At 49.0% G+C, this 20,576-nt stretch carries 17 protein-coding genes; 8 read left to right on the top strand and 9 right to left on the bottom strand.

All coding sequences use genetic code 11. From position 1 onward, the window contains the following. Position 1 precedes the first annotated feature (1 nt). The 4 genes from E1919_RS16305 to E1919_RS16290 all read right to left on the bottom strand — a co-directional run bounded on the left by E1919_RS16305 (position 2) and on the right by E1919_RS16290 (position 7,292). Entirely contained in the window at positions 2-940 is a 939-nt protein-coding gene (locus E1919_RS16305; protein WP_162054471.1) for a PorP/SprF family type IX secretion system membrane protein, read from the bottom strand. Positions 941-973: 33 nt separating this feature from the next. Next, on the bottom strand, positions 974-4,981 hold the full coding sequence (locus E1919_RS16300; RefSeq protein ID WP_162054470.1) for an ice-binding family protein: 4,008 nt from the start codon (positions 4,979-4,981) through the stop codon (positions 974-976). A gap of 460 nt (positions 4,982-5,441) precedes the next feature. Then, positions 5,442-6,353: a lipoyl synthase gene (lipA, locus tag E1919_RS16295; protein ID WP_237144516.1), complete on the bottom strand. Its 912-nt coding sequence runs from the start codon at positions 6,351-6,353 to the stop codon at positions 5,442-5,444. Between the two features lie 210 nt (positions 6,354-6,563). Next, a complete protein-coding gene (locus E1919_RS16290; protein ID WP_237144503.1) occupies positions 6,564-7,292 on the bottom strand; it encodes a hypothetical protein in 729 nt (242 codons plus the stop codon). Positions 7,293-7,365: 73 nt separating this feature from the next. On the opposite strand from E1919_RS16290, the gene E1919_RS16285 reads away from it, so the two are divergent. Continuing rightward, positions 7,366-7,773 carry an OsmC family protein gene (locus E1919_RS16285; RefSeq protein ID WP_162054468.1) on the top strand — a complete coding sequence of 136 codons (408 nt, stop codon included), beginning with the start codon at positions 7,366-7,368 and terminating at the stop codon, positions 7,771-7,773. A gap of 33 nt (positions 7,774-7,806) precedes the next feature. On the opposite strand, the gene ytxJ is transcribed toward E1919_RS16285, so the two are convergent. From ytxJ to E1919_RS16265, 4 genes are read right to left on the bottom strand one after another with little or no spacing between them, the layout of a single operon-like run. Continuing rightward, positions 7,807-8,148 carry a bacillithiol system redox-active protein YtxJ gene (gene ytxJ, locus E1919_RS16280; protein WP_162054467.1) on the bottom strand — a complete coding sequence of 114 codons (342 nt, stop codon included), beginning with the start codon at positions 8,146-8,148 and terminating at the stop codon, positions 7,807-7,809. A gap of 31 nt (positions 8,149-8,179) precedes the next feature. Continuing rightward, complete coding sequence (locus E1919_RS16275; protein WP_162054466.1) at positions 8,180-8,533, bottom strand: hypothetical protein; 354 nt, start codon at positions 8,531-8,533, stop codon at positions 8,180-8,182. 46 nt (positions 8,534-8,579) lie between these two features. Then, positions 8,580-8,792 carry a hypothetical protein gene (locus tag E1919_RS16270; RefSeq protein ID WP_162054465.1) on the bottom strand — a complete coding sequence of 71 codons (213 nt, stop codon included), beginning with the start codon at positions 8,790-8,792 and terminating at the stop codon, positions 8,580-8,582. Between the two features lie 54 nt (positions 8,793-8,846). Then, positions 8,847-10,826, bottom strand: coding sequence for an alpha-ketoacid dehydrogenase subunit alpha/beta (locus E1919_RS16265; protein WP_162054464.1), 1,980 nt, complete (start codon positions 10,824-10,826; stop codon positions 8,847-8,849). Between the two features lie 210 nt (positions 10,827-11,036). On the opposite strand from E1919_RS16265, the gene E1919_RS16260 reads away from it, so the two are divergent. After that, positions 11,037-12,314, top strand: a complete 1,278-nt coding sequence (locus E1919_RS16260) for a M16 family metallopeptidase (protein ID WP_162054463.1) — start codon at positions 11,037-11,039, stop codon at positions 12,312-12,314. Between the two features lie 132 nt (positions 12,315-12,446). Here E1919_RS16260 and E1919_RS16255 read toward each other — a convergent pair whose 3' ends face one another. After that, positions 12,447-13,535: an arabinan endo-1,5-alpha-L-arabinosidase gene (locus E1919_RS16255; RefSeq protein ID WP_162054462.1), complete on the bottom strand. Its 1,089-nt coding sequence runs from the start codon at positions 13,533-13,535 to the stop codon at positions 12,447-12,449. Positions 13,536-13,920: 385 nt separating this feature from the next. Between E1919_RS16255 and E1919_RS16250 the strand changes: the two genes are divergently transcribed. The 6 genes from E1919_RS16250 to E1919_RS16225 all read left to right on the top strand — a co-directional run bounded on the left by E1919_RS16250 (position 13,921) and on the right by E1919_RS16225 (position 20,538). After that, entirely contained in the window at positions 13,921-14,370 is a 450-nt protein-coding gene (locus tag E1919_RS16250; protein ID WP_162054461.1) for a MarR family winged helix-turn-helix transcriptional regulator, read from the top strand. Between the two features lie 62 nt (positions 14,371-14,432). Then, a complete protein-coding gene (locus E1919_RS16245; protein WP_162054460.1) occupies positions 14,433-15,251 on the top strand; it encodes an aldo/keto reductase in 819 nt (272 codons plus the stop codon). A gap of 114 nt (positions 15,252-15,365) precedes the next feature. Then, positions 15,366-16,466, top strand: coding sequence for an alkene reductase (locus E1919_RS16240; RefSeq protein ID WP_162054459.1), 1,101 nt, complete (start codon positions 15,366-15,368; stop codon positions 16,464-16,466). 251 nt (positions 16,467-16,717) lie between these two features. Continuing rightward, on the top strand, positions 16,718-17,203 hold the full coding sequence (gene ispF, locus E1919_RS16235) for a 2-C-methyl-D-erythritol 2,4-cyclodiphosphate synthase (protein ID WP_162054458.1): 486 nt from the start codon (positions 16,718-16,720) through the stop codon (positions 17,201-17,203). Positions 17,204-17,360: 157 nt separating this feature from the next. Further along, on the top strand, positions 17,361-19,010 hold the full coding sequence (locus E1919_RS16230) for a M28 family peptidase (protein WP_162054457.1): 1,650 nt from the start codon (positions 17,361-17,363) through the stop codon (positions 19,008-19,010). A 154-nt stretch (positions 19,011-19,164) separates the two neighbouring features. Further along, positions 19,165-20,538 (top strand): LutB/LldF family L-lactate oxidation iron-sulfur protein, encoded by a 1,374-nt coding sequence (locus tag E1919_RS16225; protein WP_162054456.1) that lies wholly within the window; start codon positions 19,165-19,167, stop codon positions 20,536-20,538. The last annotated feature ends 38 nt before the right edge of the window (positions 20,539-20,576 follow it).

The raw sequence follows: 20,576 nt of genomic DNA, 5'->3' as shown, positions 1-20,576 counted from the left end.
GTTAAAAGTACTGCGGTGTGAGCATTTTTGTCTCTTTCTTCTTTTTGAAGAAGTAGTATCCAACGGATACCTCGTGCGTGTTGTAGCCACTCAGGCCGTTCAGCATCTTATCGTAAGAGTAGCCGAGGCGAAGTGTCTTGAGCACTTGCAGCTCCGCGATGAGCGCCACTGCCGTAGGTCTGCTCAAACCCTCTCCTTCCGCTTCGCCTATCAGGTTCATGCTGGTGCGGTAAGAGCTGCCCAGCCACAGGCGGTCGCCCAGCAGCACAAAGGCATTCAGGTCGATGTTAGCCGGTGCGTTGAAATCTTCTTTGATGAGCACGCTTGGCTTTACTTTCACAAAAGGACTTACATCAAACACATAACCTGTCGTGAAGTAGTAGTGGCGCTGCGGCTCTATCTGCTGCATGTCTTTGTACTGCAGCAGGTCTGAAGCAGACAGGCCAGCATAAAAACGGTTTGTGTGGTAGTAGGCACCAATTTTAACGTCTGGCTTGATGTACACTTCTTTGCCTGAAGGAATCGCGTCGTCACCCTCAAAGTTGCCGAGTGCTGTGCCGTCTATCATGTTCTGCACCAGGCCAGGCGCTATACCTAAACTTATGACAGAGTTCTCACTCAGCTGCAGCTTCACTGCAAAGTTAGCATAGGCGCTGAGCGTGCTCTGCGCGCCTATTTCATCTCGTGTCAGGTTCAGGCCCACGCCCACCCGGTCGTTTGCCAGCACGCCATCCACAGCCAGCGACTGCGTAGTGGGCGCTCCGTCAATTCCTGTCCACTGCGAACGGTGGAAAGCGTTCAGGTTCAGCACGTTTTTACTTCCGGTATAAGCCGGGTTAATTCCCATGCTGTTGAAAATGTATTGGGAGTACTGCGGATTCTGCTGTGCGCTGGCTGCTGTTGTGAACAACAGCGCCAGCAATAAATAAAGTATTCTCATATTCATTGAAGTTTCAGATTTCATAACCACTGCTTATCGGAAAAGGGTTGTATAGCCAGTGAACTCTTTTACAACGCCCTCACATAATGTTACCCTTACCTTATAGAAGTAAGTACCCGGCTCCAGTTTGCTTGCACTCCAGTTGCTCTGGTAGTTTCTTGTTTTGTATACTTCAGAACCCCAGCGGTTAAAGATGGTCACCTCATTGGCTGTGAACTTCTCCAGATTCGTTATAACCCAGGTATCATTCTTGCCGTCTCCGTTCGGGCTAAAGGCTTTCGGGAAGTTAAGCTGGCCATCGGCAAGTGAAATATCTATTGTTGCGCTGGCGGCAATGCCGCTGCAAGTACCGTTTAGGGCGGCCACTGTTACCTGACCCGCTGCAGTCGGGCTATCCGCTGTTACGGTGATGGTGGTTGTGCCCTGACCTGAAGTGATGGTGAAGCCTGACGGAACAGTCCAGGTATAACCTGTCGCTCCTGTCACAGCATTGATGGTGTAAGTCAGGCCGTCGCATACATTACTGTTGTCTGTAATGACACCTGGTGAAACCGGCGGCACTGTGATGCTGACATCTTTGGAGATGCTTTGAGCGGTGCCGCAGGTGTTAGTTGCAATAACAGAGACAGTTCCTGCAGTTGCTGTCGTGTTCACCGTGATGGTGCCTGTTCCCTGGCCGGATACTAGTGCCCAGTTGGCAGGCACTGCCCAGGTGTATGTTACGCCATCTTCTACAGTAGCCAGCGTATACGTTACGGTCTCCCCGTACTCACACACGGCGCTGTTACCAACTATCTCATTTGTTTCGGTCGGAGCCAGCACTGGAGCCACATTTAAAGTAGCGGCATTGCCTGTTCCACAACCATTTATCACGCCTACTGTAACCTGACCTGCCTCTTCACCTACTTCCACTACAATGCTGGTCGTGTTCTGGCCGCTAACCAATGTCCAGGTAGCCGGCACTGCCCACGCATAACCCGTGGCGCCAGTTACAGCAGGAATGGTATAAGTTAGGCTTTCTCCGATACAGGCACCTACCTCTCCTGTTATAGCCGGAGCGGCAAGTTTGTCATTCACCGTTACTGCCAGCGTTGCTGCGGAGCTGCCACCGCAGTTGTTGTCTGCTGTTACACTGATAGCACCTGCTGCTGTGCCAACCTGCACAGTTACCCGTGCTGTGCCTTCGCCACTTACGATACTCCAGCCTGCAGGCAGTGTCCAGGTATAACCGGTAGCACCTGCTACGGCAGCCACCGCATAGGTTGCTTCAGTGCCGGCGCATACAGTTGCCGCGCCAGTAATAGCCACCGGAGCTGCCGGCACTGGACTGATGGTGCTGTTATAAGTGCGCTCCCCGCTGTCGCCGCATTCGTTTGTTGCTTTTACTTTGATAGCACCTGCCGTTTCACCTGCTGTTACGGTAATGCTGGTAGTATTCTGCCCGTTCTCGACTGCCCAGCCATCAGGCACCGTCCATACATATCCTGTAGCACCGTCTACGGCAGCTACACTATACACATTACCTGTTCCTTCGGCACACACGGCAGATGGGCCTGTGATGGCACCCGGGGTTGCCGGTTTGTCGTTTACTGTTACAGCTAGTGTTGTAACCGGGCTGCTACCGCATCCATTGTCTGCTGTTACGGTGATGTTTCCGCCTGCTGCGCCAACTTTGTAAGTAACGCTTGCAGTGCCTCCCCCGCTAACGATGCGCCAGCCAGTTGGAGGTGTCCAGGTATAGCCTGTCGCTCCTGCAACAGCAGCTACAGTATAGGTTACATCAGTTCCTGCACATGCAGTTATTTCGCCGGTGATGGCTGCAGGAGCTGCTGGTGTTTCATTTACCTGTACCGCTATAGTAGCAGCGCTTGTGTTACCGCATGCATTGGCCGCTGCCACGCTTAGGTCTACATTGCCCGGAGTGTTGCCAACCTGTAGTGTAATTGTTCTGGTACCTTCCCCTGAAACTACCGTCCAGCCAGCAGGCACAGTCCATAAATAACTGTCGGCTCTGGCTACTGCTGCGGTGCTGTACGTTACCTGGTTACCTACACATACTGTTGCGCTACCGGTTATAGCAGTTGGTGCATTTGGTAAAGTAGTAGTGGTTATCGCTTTGGAAACAAGTGTAGTGGTAAAGCAGCCGTTGCTTACAACTAATGTTAAGGTGCCACCTGCCAAGCCTGCGCTTAATTCCACCGCAGGTGTGTTTTCGCCAGCGGTTATCTGTAGGCCGCCTGTTGCCACCCAGGTGTAAGTTGCATCATCGCCGTAATCGGCCACACGATACGCGTTGCCTGTACTGTTCTGGCAAACTTTAGCTGGTCCTTCAATAGTCGGGTTCGCCAGTCTATTTAAAACTTTGATTTCCTTTGAGGCGGTAAAGGTGTTACCGCAGAGGTCTGTCACCGATACTTCCACTGTACCTGAAGCGGCACCGGCACTCACTGTTATGCTGTTACCAGTCTGAGAAACTTTTGTCAGGCCGCCTGTAACGGTGAAAGTATAAGTGGCACCTGGTACTTGAGTTGCCTCGAACACAGCATTCGTGATTCCTTCGCAAAGGCTCAGGTTACCTGTAATCTCAACTGCTGCTACCGGTACGCAGGTTGCCTCAATTTCTTCTCCACCTGTGTTGTCACCCGGTGTTAAGTCCGGCACATTACCACCAGGAGATACAGTAACCGTGTTTACAATTTTACCCGGTGCGTTTATCTTTGCTACCAGTGTAAGCGTTGCCTGGCTACCTACTGCTAAGTCGCCGATTGTATAAAGCCCTGTAATGTTATCATAAGCACCCTGGCTAGCAGTGGCAGAAACAAACCCTAAGCCTTCCGGAAGCACCTCTGTCAGTGTTACCGCTTTTGCATCGTATGGGCCTATATTGTTCACCGTGATGGTGTAGGTTACATTGCCACCTACATAATAAGGTGCGCCTGCTGCTACTTTCGTAACGTTGAGGTTTGAGCTTATTTCCGGTACTTCAATGATTACTTCATCCTCATTGTCTTCTATCTGAGGGTCTTTTTCTTCACTTTCAACAATAACCGTATTGACAATTCTGCCTGCGCTTAGAATTTCAAATGTAAGCTCTATCTCCCGGCTCTCACCGAACTGCAGGAAGTCTAATGACCAGATATAGTCGCTTTCATCGAATACGCCGTCAGTATAAACAGCAGAACCAGGTATATAGCGCAGGCTTGCCGGGAATCGCTCTTTCATATTCACGACCGTAGCCGTACCCGGACCTTCGTTGTGCACTAAAATGGTGTAAGTAATTTGGTCACCCACACGATAGTCTCTAGCTGGTGCTGTTTTGACAACACTCAAGTTGGGGTCTATGGTTGAAGGCAGGAACAGGTTGTTCCTTTCTCCATTGAATATTACCTTACCTTCCAGCGATATAGCCCGGCCTTCTACAGTTACACCAGCCAATGTTATATCTCTTTTAGCCAGCATGTTGCCTTTCATCGCAGATATACTACCTAATCTGACTTCTCCGCTTATGATCCAAAAAAGGTTTTTCACGTGGCCCCCATTCTGTCCTATAATACTGGCATTAGGGGACTCAGACAGGAGATTGCCATCCACGATAATGATGAAAGTAGAATTATCGTCACCCAACCCTTCCAGCGTTAACCTGCCCTGCAAACTGAGGTCTCCACTTATCTTATGAACACCAGGTGTTAACGTTGTCCCGGTTCCAATTATAGAAGAAAGCGTTTTAGTTTCGTCGTGGTCCTTCTGTGCTAAGAAATGATTATACGCGGCTAGCGCATCTTCCTGAGCAGCTGCGGCGATGGCAGTACCTTTTTCGGTTCGCCCCTGCAAAATGCTCATTCGATCCTCGCCGATAATAGAATTGCCCGGATGTACTCCCACGTTTCCTGTCACCCCTGTCCGGTCTGCGTTGTTGATGATTTCTGTGGAAGCCAGCACGGTGAAGGTGGTTGCCCTCTTTAGCGCGGGGTCTGACTGTGCAAGGCTAAGGGAAACGCCCAGTGTCAGAAAGAAGAAGACTAGAAGTAAAGCTCGGTTCATATAGTGTTAGTAAAGCAAAATGGTAGTTCCTGTTTAGATTAATTCAAATATAAATAGATATAAGTACATATATATACTCCCCCGTATATACTTGCCTTTCTTTATTTAGTTTCCGAAACAAAGAAAAAATTGTAAATAAATATAAATTGATCTATATATACTGACTAATTTATACAAGAGGAACTTAAAGCATCCGCTTTACAGTGCCTGTAGAAAAAACTATCGGGACATTCCATGGTTTCTGAAAGCAAAAGTAATGATATTTATATATTATAAAACTATATGTTTAAATATATAAGAAATAAAATACACTTTATTCTAAAAACCTCAATAGCGTTAAATGCAGCACTATAATTCGCTCAACTTCAAAAATGATTTCCTGAAAAATTGTGCAATAAAAAACCCGGCTACATCCTATGTAGCCGGGTTTTTTATATTCTTTGCTTATGTACAGCTTATATTAAACGTTTACGTGGCGCTCTGCGTGATAAGAAGACCGCACCAACGGGCCAGACTCCACATACTTGATTCCTCTTTTCAAGCCTTCCTCACGATAATGGTCGAACAGGTCGGGGTGAATAAACTCTGCTACCTCCAAGTGCATCTTGGTAGGTTGCAGATACTGCCCTAAGGTCAGGATATCGCAACCGTTGGCTGTAAGGTCGTCCATGGCCTGGTACACCTGCTCCCGGGTTTCGCCGAGGCCCAGCATGATACCGGTTTTGGTTCGCTTGCCATACTCCTTGGTGCGACGGATCTGCTCTAAGCTGCGGTCATACTTCGCCTGCGGGCGTACACGGCGGTACAGCTCTTTTACTGTCTCCATATTATGCGATACGACCTCCTGTCCTGGAGAAATCATCGTGATCAAGGCATCCCAGTTTGCTTTCACATCCGGAATCAGTGTTTCAATGGTAGTGCTTGCCGACATGAGCTTCACTTGCTTCACCGTATCGTGCCAGACGGCAGCGCCACGGTCTTTCAGTTCGTCGCGGTTCACAGAAGTAATCACGGCATGTTTTACTCCCATTAGTTTGATAGCCTCTGCCACACGGCGCGGCTCATCTTCGTCGTACTCGTTTGGGCGGCCGGTAGCCACAGCGCAGAATGAGCAACTGCGGGTACATACATTGCCTAAGATCATGAAGGTGGCTGTACCTGCACCCCAGCACTCACCCATGTTAGGGCAGTTGCCGCTTTCGCAGATGGTGTGCAGTTTATATTCGTCTACAATGCTTCTTACTTTGGCGTACTCCTTCCCAACCGGTAGTTTTACACGCAGCCAGTTTGGCTTGCGTGGCTGGCCCAGCGCGTTCAGCCCCTCGGGCTGTGCATTAGGCTGTATAACCGGAAGTGTCATTAATTCATCCATGGTGCAAAGATAGGAAGTTATGGGTTAAGAGGTTAACCTTGGGCTAAAAATGTAACCCTTACAGGTTTTGCCTCTGTAACAAAGTAGCTGCTCTGTTTGTTCGGGGATGGTTTCAGAGCGTGTTTAAACTTTCTCTTTTGAGTTGCAAATAGATGTTTCCAGGACCTGACAACACTCCTTTACGCATTCAGCACCAGATGTAAACGTGCTCTAATTACGGCTGCCGTAGTACAGGTTCAGGTAAACGGAAGTGAATGTTTTGTGATTGTCAGCATCCGGGATAATGATGGGTGTGTTGAGAAAGCGCTCTACCAGAAAACCTACCTCTATGCCGGCAATGCTCTCGCGGTAGCGGCCGTACTCAAAGGTGAGACCCGCTTTGAAATGTACGCCGGGGTTCAGGCTAGCTTCTCCGAGCCCCCTGAGCACACTGTCGCTGCCAAGAATATAGTCTCTGTCCTGGTGGCGGCTCGGGTCATACTGCTCTGTGCGTATATCGGTGCCCTGGCCACCATAATTATAATCAATATAATACGGCACCAGTAAGCCAAGTGACGGCCCTGCAGCTGCGAGGGCATTTACCTGCACCCCCGACTCCGGCGCCTTCCTGAACAAAACCAGGTCACGGCCATAATGTGGCCGCACTACAAAAAGGTAGTTCTGTTTACCATCCACAAAGGACTCACCGGAAATAGGGCTGAAGTAGCGGTTTTCTTTCGGGTGCTTTACTTCTACAACCTCTATGGCACCGAACTGGTACATGTTATCATTCATGAAAAAAGTAGAGCGAATGAAAGCACCTCCGATAAGGCCGCCATTGGAGTTGAAATTAACGCCATAGCTCAGCTCATTCTGAAAGCCTTCATCTTCCTCGGACTGGGCTTTAGCCGGAGCGGCTGCCAACAGTGCGAAAGCAAACAGGAGTATAAGGGTTCTCACCAAGTAATTTTTGAGTTTTGGATTGTATAAAAGTAAGTATCTTTACGCTGATATCAAAACAGAGTTTATACCTATGGCTACTATAAGCAGCACTTACCAGGGAGGCTTGCGCACTACTGCTCAACACCTTGCCTCTGGCAATACCATCATCACCGACGCCCCTGTTGACAACAACGGCAAAGGGGAGGCTTTCTCGCCAACCGACCTTGTTGCTTCCGCGCTGGGCTCCTGTATGATGACCATCATGGGTATTGTCGCCAACCGCGCCGGTATCGACATTGACGGCATCGCGGTAGAAACCACAAAGGTTATGGCTGCTGAGCCACGCCGCATTGCAGAGGTGGTACTGCACTTTACTATGCCGGTCGGCAAAACCTATTCTGAGAAAGAGAAGGCGATGCTGGAAAAGGCTGCCCGCACCTGCCCTGTAGCACTTAGCCTGCACCCCGACATCAAGCAGTCGGTAACTTTTCAGTACTAAAGCATTAACGGCGTGGCAGCCTGATAATTATCGCTACGCCGTTACTTTTTTCTTCAGTGCATCTACGCCAATACTCATATGGGAGGCATTGTAGGTGCAAACTCCATCCTGCACCAGCAACAGCTGCGGCGACTGGTGCTCAACCTGCAGCGCCTCGGCTACCTCGTTCGACACTGGCCGGTATCGCAGTAAATCCAGGTAATAGGTTTTTACATGGTCTAAGCCAGCGCCTTCCCACTGGCGCTCTATGCGGCTTTTAGCCGTGGAGCTGATAGAACACGAGGTGCTGTGCTTAAAAATCACCACCGGTGTCTCTTTCGACTCTTGTATTACTTCATCCAGTTGCTCCGGGCTTGTTAGCGGGTGCCAGTTCATAGCTGTCTCTCCTTTTCCTTCTTTAGTTAAATTAATCTTTCTTTCTCTCCTGCTTCCTTTTCTTCTTCAGGAAGTGATACCATCTTATGGGCTTGCCCCTCTCATTAAACTGGTAGCTGGCAAGCTCATCTTTTTTTGCCCGCTTGCGGGCAGCCGTTCCCTTCCTGAAGGTGTAAGTGTTTGTGTTAAGATGAGTTTCTTTGTAGGCAAGGTCCGCTTTGGCAGCCTCTTTCAGAGATTTGCGCACCTCCCGCCCATGGTTTTCATGCGCCTTAAAGCTAATCTGAGCATAGCCTGGCAGAGCTCCGAAAAGGAGCAACAGCACCAGGGGCAGTATTACTTTGAGAGCCTTTTTCACTGCAGTACTCACCATCATCTCTTTCATATTTTCAGGAGATTATACTGTTCTTCACAAAAGTAGTTTCCGTTGCTTACCATATACGCCAGCCTCCTTTCTTCACTCTGCCATTCTTATCCCGGGGTACTTTGATGGCCTCAAACCCCTGTCCTGCTTGTGTGGTCATTTTTACACGGTTCTTATTGCCTGTTGGCTTGGGGCAGGGAATACCTTTACGCTGGCAGCCGGTACCCAGCAGCAGCCCCATGCAAAGCGAGGCTAAAAGAAATGACCGAAGTATGCGCATGGCATGGTGCTTTATGTTTTGATATAGTACTTGTACAGTATAAGCAAATATAACTTAATACGCCAACATGGCTTCCACTTTCTGGCGAAGGCGCTGCTTTGGCAGGAAGTCCTGCTCTAACTGTGGCGCAAACGGAACAGCCGTATCCAGGCTGGCGACACGGGCTACCGGAGCATCCAGCAGTTCAAAGCAGTTTTCTCCAATCCAGGCAGCAATCTCACCGCCAATGCCTCCTGTTAGGGTGTCCTCATGCAATACAAGCACACGGCCTGTTTTTGCAACAGCCTGCTGCACGGCTTCTTTATCCCAGGGCAGCAGCGAGCGCAGGTCCAGTATTTCAAGGCTTGCATCTGTCAGCTCTTGCTGCAACTGGCTGGCCCAGTGCACGCCCATACCATAGGTGATGATGGTCAAGTCTGTGCCTTCAGCTACTGTTCTGGCTTTGCCAATTTCTACGGTATAATAGTCATTTGGTATCTCCTGCGAGATAGAGCGGTACAACAGCTTGTGCTCAAAATACATCACCGGGTTCGGGTCTTCTATGGCCGCATTCAGCAAGCCTTTGGCATCATAGGGTGTGGAGGGATAGACCACCTTCAGACCAGGGGTGTGGAAAAACCACGCCTCATTGCTCTGTGAATGAAATGGACCTGCCGCTGCGCCCGCTCCTGTAGGCATGCGCACCACCACGTCGGCAGCCTGGCCCCAGCGGTAATGGCTTTTGGCCAAGTTGTTTACAATCTGGCTGAAACCTGTGCTCACAAAATCTGCAAACTGCATTTCCACAATGCTCTTTTTACCGCGCACCGACATCCCGAGGCCTACACCAAGTATAGCGGACTCACACAATGGCGTGTTACGAATGCGTTCTTTGCCGAACTTATCAACAAAGCCCTCCGTCACTTTAAACACTCCGCCGTACTCCGCCACGTCCTGCCCCATCAGCACCAGTTCCGGGTAACGCTCCATGCTTTGGCGTATGGCATCCGAAACGGCATCCACAAAGCGGCGTTCTGTTTTTCCTTCCGAAGCTGGCTTTATCACCTCCTGGTCAAAGGACTTATACACATCCGCCAGTTCCTCCTGCCTGTTGGCTTCCGGCATTGGCGTAGCAAAAGCCGCCTGAAGCCCAGCCTCTATCTCGGCCGCTATCTCTCCTCTTATACTGTCCATTACCTTTTGCGTCAGGATGAGCTCTTCCAGCAGGAACTTCTCGAAGTTTTCCACAGGGTCTTTTTTCGCCCACTTCTCAAACAGCTCCTGCGGCACGTATTTGGTACCGCTGGCCTCTTCGTGGCCGCGCATCCGAAACGTAATGGCCTCTATCAGCATTGGGCGCGGATTTTTGCGGATGCTGGAGGCTGCCTGCCGCACGGTATCGTACACTTCCAGCACGTTGTTGCCGTCAATCTGCAGGGCATCTATGCCGTAAGCCGGACCTTTGTCTATAAAGTGCCTGAACTTGAATTGCTCGTTATTCGGTGTGGATAAACCGTAGCCATTGTTTTCAATCATGAAGATAACGGGCAGGCCCCACACGGCTGCTACGTTCAGGGCCTCATGGAAATCTCCTTCTGAAGCCCCTCCATCGCCACTAAACACCAGTGTTACTTTCTCTTTCTTCTCCAGCAAATCAGCCAGGGCAATGCCATCTGCCACCGCCAGTTGTGGCCCCAGGTGCGAAATCATCCCGACAATATGGTGCTCGTTGCTCCCGAAATGAAAAGAACGGTCGCGGCCTTTGGTAAAGCCGGTGGTTTTACCCTGGAACTGGGCAAACAAACGATCTAATGGAACTTCGCGGCTCGTGAACACGCCCAGGTTGCGGTGCAGGGGCAGAATATACTCATCTTTCTCTAAGGCCAGCGCCGACCCTACCGAAATAGCTTCCTGGCCGATACCTGAGAACCACTTGCTCACTTTGCCCTGCCGCAGCAGCACCAGCATGCGCTCCTCAATCATGCGCGGCTTCAGGATAGCGCGGTAAAGGCTGATGAGTTCGTCTTCGGTATAGTCTTGGATGTTATAGTTCATCTGTAAAAAGGAAACCTTGTTATATGGTGGCAAGTTAATGTATTGGCGGGTGACCTGAAATTTATGCCGCTCTTTTTTAATTTTGTTCTTATTTCAAAAGCTGAATGGCTGAATAGTTTAATTGTTCAATGGTTTGAAAATTGATTTTTAGATTGAATGACCGAGAACTTAAATCAACAATTTAGCAATTCAACAATGTAACAACTACCTATGATAGAATTTAGAGAATTTACACTTGATAATGGCCTCCGTGTGATTGTGCACGAAGACCACACCAGCCCCATGGCCGTGCTGAACGTGCTGTATGATGTAGGATCCAGAGATGAAGAAGAAGCCCACACTGGTTTTGCCCATCTTTTTGAGCACCTGATGTTCAGCGGCTCGAAAAACATACCTGTTTATGATGAGCCTTTACAGCGTGTAGGCGGCGAGAACAACGCCTTCACCAGCCCCGACATCACGAACTATTACCTCTCGCTTCCGGCACAGAACATTGAGACCGGCTTTTGGCTGGAGTCGGACCGCATGCTGGAACTGGCCTTTAGCGAGAACGGCCTGGAGGTGCAGCGCAAGGTGGTGGTAGAGGAGTTTAAGCAAAACTACCTGAACCAGCCTTACGGCGATGTGTGGCTCAAACTGCGTCCGCTGGCTTACAAGGAGCATCCGTACAAATGGGCGACCATCGGCAAAGAAATTTCTCATATAGAAGAGGCGACGATGGATATTGTAAAGGCTTTCTTCCGGAAGCATTACTCCCCGAGCAATGCCATACTGGTAGTGGCCGGCAACGTAACGTTCGAGCGCGCAAAAGAGCTGACAGAAAAATGGTTCGGTCCGATACCTGCCGGGGAGAGATATGTCCGCAACACCCCCAGAGAGCCAAAGCAAACAGAGCCGCGCGTACTGGAGACAAGCGCCGATGTACCGTTAAATGCCATCTACAAGACATACCACATGCCTGCCCGCACTGAGGATGACTATCATGCCGTTGACCTTATCAGTGACATACTGGGCCGTGGAAAGTCGAGCAGGCTGTATGACCAACTGGTAAAAGAGCAGAAGCTGTTCAATTCCATTACGGCTTCAGTTTCAGGTTCTGTGGAGCAGGGGCTGCTGATTATACAGGGCAAACTGAATGAGGGTGTGGACCTGCAGGAAGCGAACGCTGCCATTGAGGCTATCAACCAGGAACTGATGGATAAAATGGTAGATGAGGAAGAGCTGAACAAGGTGAAAAATCAGGCGGAAACGGCTATTGTGTTTTCTGAGATTGAGCTGCTGAACCGTGCCATGAACCTGGCCTATAGTAAACTCATGGGTGATGCGAACCTCATTAACCTGGAAGGAGAGAAAGTACAGGCTGTGACGCCACAGGACATTCTGCGGTGCGCAAAGCAGGTACTGGACCCGAACAACTGCTCCACGCTACTGTACAAAGCGGAGAAAAAGAAAGACAAGGTGCAAGAGCCAGTAGAAGCAGAGGCGTAAGCCTTACCACCATATTTCAACCAAAAAAGGAATGGCTGCCATACTTTGGCAGCCATTCCTTTTTTAAATACTTTCGCTCAGCCCGCTTAGGTCACCTGCTCAAACGCTCGGTGCCATGCTGCAGGCTAAAACTTAGTCTTTCATGTTGATGGAAGGCCAGTTGTCTTTGCCCCACTTCATTTCTTTAATTCTTAGTTTAGGTTTGCCTTCGTCCTTTTTGTCGTAAGCATGGAAAATCAGGTAATCTTTCCCGTCAAAGGTATAGGCAGCCGGGTGCCCTGCAGCCGCCCACTCATCATTGCCCTGCGCAACCAATGTTCCTCCACCATGAACCAGCTTTTTACCCTCCTTGTCAAGGTAAGGGCCGGTTATGTCTTTCGATCGGCCTACCAGAACTTTATACGTGCTTTCCAAACCACGGCAGCAGCGGTCCCAGGACATAAACAGGTAGTAGTAGCCGTTCTTCTTAAATAGAAACGGAGCTTCAATAGAGCCATTTTTCATGTTCCTGGCCTGCTCCAGCATCTCCGTCGTATATAGCGTTTCATAGTCCAGTTCAGGATTGGCGGCATCGCCTGCATCCCGCTCATCCAGCAGCCAGTTTCGTTCTCTGGCTGCAATAGTTTGCCAGCTCTGGTCAGGGCCAGTGGCAACAGAAGTCAGGTCAGGATTTAACTTCACTAATTTAAGGCCTTGCCAGAAGGAACCAAAGGTCATCCAGGGTGTGCCTTTGTCATCAAATATGACATTCGGATCAATGGCATTCCACATATCGCGGCCCGGCACAGACTGGATAACGACACCCTTGTCTTCCCACTTGAAATTTGGATCATTGGGATTCAGAGTTTTGTTGGTGGCCACTGCTATGGCTGAGTTGTTGCGACCAAAAGAAGACACAGAATAATACAGGTAGTAGGTGCCGTTGTGCTGAATGATGTCGGGTGCCCAGATGTTGCCATCGAATTTCGGAATCATCTCAGTGACCCAGCTTGGAGTGCTTGCAAAAACCGGCTTTTCTTGCTTCCAGTTTTTTAAGTCCTTCGATGATTTCACATGAATACCCTCCCCTGTATGAAAAACATAATAAGTGTCATTCTGCTTGATCATAACCGGATCATGCACAATAACGTCACGCGACTGTGCCAGCAGGTTAGTGCTTCCCAGAAACAAAGCCAGAATCAGGGAAAGGAGTGGTTTAATATTTAGATGAAGGTTATGCATATTTAAAGATACAGTTTAGTAATTTAAAATTCATTTATTAAATGTATAAACTACATTTATAATAGGCAAGGAATTTTGCTTCTATTATACTTGTAATTAAAAATGTAGCACACTTAACCTTCACTTTTGTTGTAAACGATCATGGAGTAGCGATCTTTTTCGTCTTACTGAGGAAGCTTTCTGACACAGAATTTTCTGGCTATTATCCCCACCTCTGCCTTTTGTTACCTGTCGTTTTATATCTTTTGTCCAAATGCCTTTTTCCTTTAGACAAGTCTTCCAGAAGCCCCTTTGCCAACACATCTTTTGTTATGACAGTAACCTTACACCTACAAATTTTGTATATACAAATATCATTCGTACCTTTGTTCCCATTAAAGGAGCTATGCGCATAGAAGACGAAATACATCAGAAGAATTTCAAGGACGACTACCGTCGCCTGCTGGCTAACCTGTTGTTTACGAACAACTGGTTGAACCAGCAACTGATGCCTTTCTTTAAAGATTTAGGTCTTACCCTGCAGCAGCACAACGTGCTGGCCATATTACGTGGGCAGCAACCTGACCCGGTATGTTTTGGCGATATTCAGAACCGGATGGTGGATCGGAACTCAAACGTTACGCGCCTCATTGATAAGCTGATTGAGAAAGGTTATGTGACCCGTGATATCTGCCAGACGAACCGACGTATGATTGAGGTGCGTATCACAGAACCAGGGATGCGTAAATTAGGACAGGTGGACGAGAATTTCCCCAAGCTGTTCGCGAAGCTTCATAACCTGACGCAGGAGGAAGCTGTTTTAGTAAGTAACCTTTTAGACAAGCTACGCGGGTAGCCTATTTTTTTACTTGAATATTTGTATATACAAGTAATGTACTAACCGATAATAAACAGATTATGAAAGACATAAAAATAAAAGGCGCTACAATACCCGCACTGGGGTTTGGCACCTTCCAGTTAACCGGCGATACAGCACACAAACTGGTCAAAGCTGCCTTGGATACAGGCTACCGCCACATCGACACAGCCCAGATGTATGGCAATGAGGCGGCCGTAGGCAGTGCCATAAAGGAATCAGGTATAGCCCGTGAGGAGGTATTTTTGACCACAAAAGTGCTCCCTTCTAACCTAAGCAGGAAAGACTTCCTACCCTCCGTGGAGGAGAGCCTGCAGAAGCTGAAAACAGATGCTTTAGACCTGTTGCTCATACATTGGCCAAACTCGGAGGTACCTGTGGAGGAATACATAGGGGAGTTGGTGAAGGCACAGGAAAAAGGCTACACGAAGCATATTGGTGTTAGTAACCACACCACTGCACTTCTGAATAAAGTGCTAGCCACAGGTGCTAACATCATCACCAATCAGGTGGAGTACCACCCTTTCCTCAACCAGAATAAGCTGTACAACTATATGCGCCAGCACGATCTTACACTAACCGCCTACAGCCCGATTGCGCACGGTAAAGTGATGAGTAACGACACACTGAAGCAGATTGGTGAAAAGTATAACAAAAACGAGGTACAGATCACGCTTCGCTGGCTCATCCAGCAGGATGGGGTCCTGGCTATTCCAAGGTCTTCGAAAGAAAATCATATGCAGTCCAACTTCAACATTTTCGATTTTGAACTGACAAAGGAGGAAGTGCAGCAAATAGACAAACTGACACAGGCAAACAACCGCCTCATCGACCCCGGTTTCGCACCTGACTGGGATTAAATTAATTATGAATTACGAATTATAAATTATGAATGAAGGTGGAGGGAACAGAAGCTATACAGTACTCTTAACTTTTTAACCCTCTAACTTTTTAACTTTCTAACTTAGAAAAACATGTCTCAATCACTTTTGAAACCAATAATTATCAACGGCCTGGAATTGAAAAACCGGGTAGTGATGGCCCCAATGACGCGCAGCCGCGCAGACAATGAAGGCAATATACCAAACGATCTGATGGTAACTTACTATACGCAGCGCGCCGGAGCGGGCCTGATTATTTCGGAAGGTTCCCAGGTTTCAAAGCAGGCCGTAGGTTATATCAACACACCCGGCATCTACTCGCAGGAGCAGGTAGAAGGCTGGAAAAGAGTAACAGACGCCGTGCATGCAGAAGGAGGCAAGATTTTCCTGCAGCTGTGGCACGTTGGCCGTATGTCGCACCCTGACTTCCATAACGGTGAACTACCGGTGGCGCCTTCCCCTATTAATCCGAATGATAAGTCTTATACACCGGAAGGTTTTAAAGACACCGTTACGCCACGTGAGTTGACTGTGCCGGAGATCAAGCAAATTGTGCAAGACTTCAAAAACGCAGCTAAAAACGCGATAGCTGCAGGTTTTGACGGAGTGGAGGTTCACGCTTCTAATGGTTACCTGTTCCACCAGTTTTTTGTGACCACCGCCAACCACCGCACAGATGAGTATGGCGGTTCTAAAGAGAACCGTGCCAAATTGCTGTTTGAAGTACTGGATGCCATCAAGGCAGTAATTCCGATTGAGAAGATAGGCGTGCGTCTGAACCCAAGCCTGCACAACGGCTTCGGCATCACCGTGAATGAAGACACCATTCCAACCTACGATTATATTATTGAAAAGCTGAATGACTATAAACTGGCTTACCTACACCTGTCAGAGCCATTCTCAGACGTAAGTGATGTGCCGCATGCAGAGTCAGATATTGCAAAACGCTACCGCCCGGTATATAAAGGCAACCTTATCATCAACGCTGGCTTTACGCAGGAAACAGGCAACAAAGTAATAGAAGAAGGCGATGCTGATATGGTGGCTTTCGGCGTACCTTTCATTGCAAATCCAGACCTGCCGGAGCGATTTGCTCAGAATGCAGATCTCCAGAAACCAGACCAGAACACCTTTTACTCTCCTGGTGCCAAAGGCTATATCGATTACCCTTCGTTAGTGGAGGCAGAGGCCTAAGCCAAAGACGCTTTTTCATATATCTTTTTACAGCCAGCTACCGCAAGGTAACTGGCTGTTTTTTTAGCGGCAATCCCTTTTCTGGTGCTATAGCTTCTACAAGGCAAAGGCTAAAAAAGAATACCTGCATTATGTCTCAACATCAAAAACCGGAATGCTTTTTGCCCACTTCAGCACAAATTAAGCTACTTTTACGTTTTGGACCTGCTGCCAAAGGGAAGCGCAACAGGCTCGGACACAAGTATAATTACATGAAACTGAAAATAAGAACCGGCTTTGGCTACGATGTGCACCAGTTGCAGGAGGGATTGGACTTCTGGCTCGGCGGCATCAAAATACCGCATACACACGGAGCACTGGGCCATTCTGACGCCGATGTACTGATTCACGTTATCTGCGATGCCTTGCTGGGTGCAGCAAACATGCGTGACATCGGCTTTAACTTTTCCGATAAAGACCCTAAGTACAAAGGCATCGACAGCAAAATTCTGCTGAAAGAGGTGGTGCACCTGCTGGCCATGGAAGGCTACGAAATCGGCAACATCGACTCTACCGTATGCCTGCAGGAGCCAAAGGTAAACCCGCACATCCCAGCCATGAAAACCTGCCTGGCGGAAGTAATGGGCATTCCGGAGGCAGATATTTCCATTAAAGCCACCACCACCGAGAATTTAGGCTTTGTAGGAAAAAAAGAAGGCGTAGCCGCCTACGCAACCGTACTGATTATGAAGCAGTAAAAGAGGGACACAGGCGAAAGTACCTGATGTACCGTAGAAGCGAACAAGCTATAACGTTGTCATACAGGGAAAAGCTGCCTGCTTCGTCTTTTATCCTTTGTCAGAATATCATTTGTCTAAATAACCACACCTTTATCTAAACTAACAAATCTACAATATGAAACACAATGCCTATGGGTATTTGCTGCTAGCCGCCCTTGGGTTTGGCTGCGCGCAAACACCTACCACTTCTACTCCGCAGGGCCCTGTTACAGATGTGGCCCAGCTAACTGAAGTTGCTCCACAATATGCCAGCACCGTTACCGCCGCTGACCTCTCCAGGCACCTGACCATTCTGGCATCAGATGAGTATGAAGGGCGCAATACTGGTGAAAAAGGCCAGAAAATGGCCGCCGAATACATTGCCCGTGAGTTCCGGGAGGATGGTTTGACCGGACCGGTACAAGGCGGCAGCAACCCTTATTACCAAACTTTCGACCTGGAAAGAAGCCAGTGGGGAGACGGCTATATGACAATTGGCGAAGAGAAATACCTGATGATGCAGGACTTCTTTGTACTGGGCAGTTCTCCGTTTCAGACAGAGCAAGCCGTTGATGCAGTGTTTGCCGGATACGGTATTGATGCAGAGAATTACTCCGACTATACGAACAAGGACGTAACCGGCAAAGTAGTAGTTGTATTAGCAGGCGAGCCAAGAGACAGTAATGGCAACTTCCTTATCAGCGGCACAGATAAAGCCTCTGACTGGGGCAACGACTACCGCACCAAACGCAATGCCGCCACAAAGCACGGTGCCAAAGCGGTACTTATCGTGACGGGCACCAACGAGTCAGAATTTAACAGCCTGACGCAGCGTTACAAAGCATACGCCAGCCGTCCGTCTATTGGCTTAAGAAACAGTGGCAACCAGGAAAACGCGGCAACTGTTTTTATTTCTCCAATTGCAGGTGCTGCCCTGTTTGGCATCACCACTGATAAACTCTTTGATTATACCAATCAGGTAGTACAGGCAGGCGGACCAGTGGCAGCCAATCTTACGGCAGTAAAAGATGTGAATATCAAAACTTCGCGCGACGCTTCCCCGCTTCCAACTGAAAACGTGCTGGGCTTTGTGGAGGGCTCTGACAAGAAAGACGAAGTAATAGTAGTAACAGCACATTACGACCACGTGGGCGTAGACAGCACACTGCAGGGCGACCAAATTTTTAATGGTGCCAACGATGACGGCTCAGGCACAGTGGCTGTAATAGAACTGGCCGAGGCATTCGCACAGGCAAAGAAAGATGGCTTCGGCCCACGCCGCAGCATCCTGTTTATGACGGTAACAGCTGAGGAGAAAGGCCTGCTAGGTTCTGAATATTACTCAGAGAACCCCATCTTTCCGCTGGAAAACACTGTCGCCAACGTGAATATCGACATGATTGGCCGCATGGACAAGGAGCACGAGAAGACGAACGACAGCAACTACATCTACTCTATCGGGGCAGACAAGCTTTCATCGGAACTGCACCAGATAAACGAGGAGATGAACCAGAAGTATGTGAAACTGAAGCTGGATTACACTTACAACGATGAGAACGACCCAAACCGCTTCTACTACCGTTCAGACCACTATAACTTCGCCAAACACGGTATTCCAATCGTGTTTTATTTTAATGGCGTACACGATGACTATCACCAGCCGTCAGACGAGGTTGACAAAATCATCTTCGAGAGTGCCGAGAAAGTAGCAAGGCTGGCCTTCCATGTAACATGGGAGTTAGCGAACCGCGAAAACCGCATTGTGGTAGACAGCAACAAAAAATAGTACACTACAGCGGCCGGAACAGCTGTTAGAAGTATAAATATTTACAGCTTTATTAGCTTTCAGAAAAACACCCTAACTTTAAGGGTGTTTTTCTTTTTTATGACTGCCTAAGGTGCAGCCATATACAGAGAAAGAACGTAGGGGGAGAATAATTATGAGTAAACTGAAACAGTTTCTGCTGGACGCGGAGACAAAAGCATTTGACCAGGGCCACCGCGCGACCATCAAGTTTAACATCGGCAAGTATAATACCGCTGTGCAGCGTGGCCTTACCCAGTACTCCGACCATGAACTGGCCCGCGAGCGGGGCTCCTATATAAAAACGAACACCATCAATAACCTGGACAAGTACCTGATGGAGTTTGAATCCAATTTCACGGCGCGGGGCGGTAAGGTAATCTGGGCCCGCGACGCCCAGGAGGCACTGAAGGAAATAGGTGAAATCATGAAGCGGAAGCGCGCCCGCTCTGTCGTAAAATCTAAGTCGATGACGACGGAGGAAATTCACCTGAATGAGTACCTGGAGAAGAACGGCATTGAAACCGTAGAAACCGACCTGGGGGAGTATATTGTGCAGCTGGCGGAGCAGCGACCTTATCATATCGTAACACCGGCCATGCACATGTCTAAGAAAGACATCTCTGAGCTGTTTGTGCGCAAGCTGGGCATCGCGCCCACTGACAATGCCGAAGAACTCGTAGCCGTAGCCCGCAAGCTGATGCGAGAGAAATACACCGCTGCCGAGGTAGGTATAACAGGGGGTAACTACCTGATAGCAGACGTAGGTGGCGTAGCCGTGACAGAGAACGAAGGCAATGCTCGCCTTTCCACCACCTTCCCGAAAACGCACATTGCCATTGTGGGTATCGAGAAGATGATTCCGTCTATCATGGACCTGGACCTCTTCTGGCCACTACTGAGCACCAGCGGCACGGGTCAGGACGTAACTGTGTACAATACTATTATGACGGGCCCGCGCCAGCCAAAGGAAAAGGACGGCCCGGAAGAGATGTATGTGATTCTGCTGGACAACGGCCGCACCGACCTGCTGGCACTGCCGGAAAAACGCGAGGCGCTGAACTGCATCCGCTGTGGGGCCTGCCTGAATGTATGCCCGGTTTACAAAAACATTGGCGGCCATACCTACGAGAGCACCTACAGCGGCCCGATTGGTTCTGTTATCACGCCACATTATAATGGGATGGCCGAAAACAAGCACCTGAGCTTTGCCAGCTCTCTTTGCGGTGCCTGTACTTCCGTATGCCCGGTTAAAATTAACATCCACAACCTGCTGCTGCTTAACCGCAAACAGAGCGTGGATCAGGGAATGGCCGATAGTGGGGAGGCAACAGCTATTAAGTTCTGGCTGAAAGCGATGAAGAGCCGCACGCTGCTGAACCTGGCTCCTGCCTTTGCCAAGAACTTTGTGCTGAAACAGGTGCTGAAAGACACTTGGAGCAAACGCCGTGAGCCGCTGCAGGTGCCTGCTAAATCGTTTAACCAGCTCTGGAAAGAGCGCAACAGATAATAAAAAAAGCCTGCTTCACGCAGGCTTTTTTTATTATG

Source organism: Pontibacter pamirensis (genome assembly GCF_010015475.1).
Taxonomy (GTDB): Bacteria; Bacteroidota; Bacteroidia; order Cytophagales; family Hymenobacteraceae; genus Pontibacter; species Pontibacter pamirensis.
The sequence above is the reverse complement of the archived record's forward strand: the minus strand, read 5'-3'. Positions and strand labels throughout refer to the sequence as shown.

Coding starts and splice junctions, on each gene's coding strand:
- E1919_RS16305 (WP_162054471.1), bottom strand. CDS start 940: ATGAGAATACTTTATTTATTGCTGGCGCTGTTGTTCACAACAGCAGCC.
- E1919_RS16300 (WP_162054470.1), bottom strand. CDS start 4,981: ATGAACCGAGCTTTACTTCTAGTCTTCTTCTTTCTGACACTGGGCGTT.
- lipA (WP_237144516.1), bottom strand. CDS start 6,353: ATGGATGAATTAATGACACTTCCGGTTATACAGCCTAATGCACAGCCC.
- E1919_RS16285 (WP_162054468.1), top strand. CDS start 7,366: ATGGCTACTATAAGCAGCACTTACCAGGGAGGCTTGCGCACTACTGCT.
- ytxJ (WP_162054467.1), bottom strand. CDS start 8,148: ATGAACTGGCACCCGCTAACAAGCCCGGAGCAACTGGATGAAGTAATA.
- E1919_RS16275 (WP_162054466.1), bottom strand. CDS start 8,533: ATGAAAGAGATGATGGTGAGTACTGCAGTGAAAAAGGCTCTCAAAGTA.
- E1919_RS16270 (WP_162054465.1), bottom strand. CDS start 8,792: ATGCGCATACTTCGGTCATTTCTTTTAGCCTCGCTTTGCATGGGGCTG.
- E1919_RS16265 (WP_162054464.1), bottom strand. CDS start 10,826: ATGAACTATAACATCCAAGACTATACCGAAGACGAACTCATCAGCCTT.
- E1919_RS16260 (WP_162054463.1), top strand. CDS start 11,037: ATGATAGAATTTAGAGAATTTACACTTGATAATGGCCTCCGTGTGATT.
- E1919_RS16255 (WP_162054462.1), bottom strand. CDS start 13,535: ATGCATAACCTTCATCTAAATATTAAACCACTCCTTTCCCTGATTCTG.
- E1919_RS16250 (WP_162054461.1), top strand. CDS start 13,921: ATGCGCATAGAAGACGAAATACATCAGAAGAATTTCAAGGACGACTAC.
- E1919_RS16245 (WP_162054460.1), top strand. CDS start 14,433: ATGAAAGACATAAAAATAAAAGGCGCTACAATACCCGCACTGGGGTTT.
- E1919_RS16240 (WP_162054459.1), top strand. CDS start 15,366: ATGTCTCAATCACTTTTGAAACCAATAATTATCAACGGCCTGGAATTG.
- ispF (WP_162054458.1), top strand. CDS start 16,718: ATGAAACTGAAAATAAGAACCGGCTTTGGCTACGATGTGCACCAGTTG.
- E1919_RS16230 (WP_162054457.1), top strand. CDS start 17,361: ATGAAACACAATGCCTATGGGTATTTGCTGCTAGCCGCCCTTGGGTTT.
- E1919_RS16225 (WP_162054456.1), top strand. CDS start 19,165: ATGAGTAAACTGAAACAGTTTCTGCTGGACGCGGAGACAAAAGCATTT.